Genomic DNA, 2472 nt, shown 5'->3' on the forward strand with positions numbered 1-2472 from the left:
CGCCACCGCCTCCGTCCGGCAGCAGATCACCGGCCTCACCCCCGGCAAGCGGTACACCGCAGGAGATCCTGCGGCGCAGCGGTTTCGCCTCCCTGGCCCCGGAGTTCGCCGGGGCCCTCGCCGGCGCCGACTCCTTCGCCGCGGCCGAGCGGACGGTCGGCCGGTACGGATCGGGGCTCTGGCGGCGGGCTGTGGACCGGGCGCAGGGCCGGGGGTACGAGGGCGGTGACCTGTCGCGGGACGACGACCGGCCGCTGTACTGGTCGCGCCTCGCGCTCACCCGCGAACTCCGCGCCTGGCAGCCGGGGTTCACGATCACGGAGGAGGGCCGGGCCCGACTGCTCGACCGGCTCGAACGCTCCTCACGCGGCCAGGACTCCCTCCGCTACCCGGCCGGGAAGGGCGTGAAGCGGATCCTGCTGACCGGCTTCGACCCGTTCACGCTCGACCGGGACACCCGGATCAGCAACCCCTCCGGGGCCGCGGCGCTCGCCCTGGACGGCACCTGGCTGCGGACCTCCGACGGCTCCCTCGCCCGGGTCGAGACGGCCGTCTTCCCCGTCCGCTGGCAGGACTTCGCCGACGGCGCGGTCGAGCGGACCCTGCGCCCGCACCTGCCGGAGGTGGACCTCTTCACCACGGTGAGCCAGGGCCGTCCCGGCCGCTTCGACGTCGAGCGGACCAACGGGGCCTGGCGCGGCGGCTTCCCCGACAACGAGAACCTGTCGCGCACCGGGACCGTGCCCGTCGCCGACCCGGCCACGCAGCCCCAGTGGACGTCGACGACCCTTCCGTACGCGGCGATCACGGCGGCGTCCACCGGCCGTTTCCCGGTGTACGACAACACCTCGGTGACCGAACTGCCGGCCGGGTCGGACACGCCCGTGGTCCGCCCCGACGGGCCGACGCCCGGCTCGGCCGCCCGGGCGGGCGGCGGCGGGAACTACCTGTCCAACGAGATCGCCTACCGGGCCACCCTGCTGCGTGACCGCCTCGGGCTGAGGGGCCTGCCCGGCGGCCATGTGCACACGCCGGTCCTCCAGTTCGGACCGGGCAACACCGACCCGGCGACGGGTACGATCACCGACGCCGAGTTCGTACGGAACCGGGTCGACATCATCGCCCAGGTACGGGCGATCGTCGCCGTGGCCGCCGGTTCCCGGTAGCGGCCTTGGGCGCGTCGTGACCGCACGCGGGGTCGCGACGCGCCCGTTCAGCCCGTCGTGACCGGGGAGAAGCGGCCCACCGCGGCGAGGTCCGCGCTGATCAGCGCGGCCGTCTCGCGCAGCGGCGGCAGCAGGGCGGCGAGGCTCTCCTCCGGGGCGGCCCGGCCCGCGTGCAGGGCCACGTTGACCGCGGCGACCACCCGGCCCGCACCGTCCGTGACCGCCACCGCCAGCGAGCGGAGCCCCTCCTCCAGTTCCTGCTCCACCCACCCGAAGCCGCGTGCCGCGGTCGCCGCCACGGCCTCGTCGAGCCCCTCACGGGTCGTCAGCGTGCGCGGGGTGAGCGCCTCCGGAGTGATCCGGTCGAGCCGTGCGGCGCGCTCCGCCGCGGGCAGGGCGCCGAGCAGGACGCGGCCCATGGAGGTCGCGTACGCGGGGAGCCGGGTGCCCACCGTGATGTCGATGTGCATGATGCGGGTGCCGGCGACCCGGGCTACGTACCGGATGTCGTCCCCGTCGAGCACGGCGACGGACGCGGACTCGTGGACCCGCAGCACGAGGGCGACGAGGTGCGGGGTGGCGATCTCCGGCAGGGTCAGGCCGGAGAGCCGGGCGTAGCCGAGCTCCAGGACCCGGGGGAGCACGAGGAAACCGTCCGGCTCCTCCCGTACGTACCCCAGATGGCGCAGGGTGATCAGCGACCGGCGGGCGGTCGCGCGGGGCAGCCCGGTCAGCCGGGCGAGCTCGGCGAGCCGGACGGGTCCCCGGACGGAACCGAAGGCGCGCAGGACGTCGAGACCGCGCGCGAGCGACTGGAGGAAACCCGAGCCGAGCTCCTCCTTGAGCACGGCACCCGCGACGGGCGCCGAAGCCGTCGGCACGGACGTCGGTTCGGTCGGGGCCGGAGCCGTCTCCGACGCTTCCGGGACGCCGGCGGTCGGCGCGGGCCCGGCGGCGGGCGCCGGGGCGCCGCCCGCGGGCGCGGCGGCCGGTGCCGCCGCCAGCGCGGCCTCCATCGCCGTGACCGCGCGGCGCAGCGGCGGCAGGGCCCGTGCCGTGAGGGACGCGGCGCTGTGCCGGCTGGTGTGGCTGACGACGCTGACCGCGCAGACCACCGTGCCGTCCGGTCCCCATACCGGCAGCGCGACGGCGAGCAGCCCCGGCTCGATCAGCTGGTCGTCCACGGCGAGTCCGGACGCGCGGGCCTCGCGCACCCGGTCGAGGAATCCGGCCTCGACCTCCTCGGGCGCGGGCGCCGCCCCCGGCGGCCGGGGGGGGCCGGAGGGGAAGCCGGCGTCCCGGAGAA

The 2472-nt window shown here is 76.5% G+C and carries 2 protein-coding genes; one reads left to right on the forward strand and one right to left on the reverse strand.

Going from position 1 to position 2472, the window contains the following annotated elements:
* A partial coding sequence (locus tag ABZ318_RS39440; protein ID WP_356907227.1) for a pyroglutamyl peptidase occupies positions 1-1166 on the forward strand: 1166 nt, incomplete at its 5' end.
* 47 nt (positions 1167-1213) lie between these two features.
* On the opposite strand, the gene ABZ318_RS39445 is transcribed toward ABZ318_RS39440, so the two are convergent.
* The coding region (locus ABZ318_RS39445) for an IclR family transcriptional regulator C-terminal domain-containing protein (protein ID WP_356907228.1) at positions 1214-2472 on the reverse strand (1259 nt) is incomplete at its 5' end.

It is taken from the genome of Streptomyces sp. NPDC006197 (genome assembly GCF_040613865.1).
GTDB lineage: Bacteria > Actinomycetota > Actinomycetes > Streptomycetales > Streptomycetaceae > Streptomyces.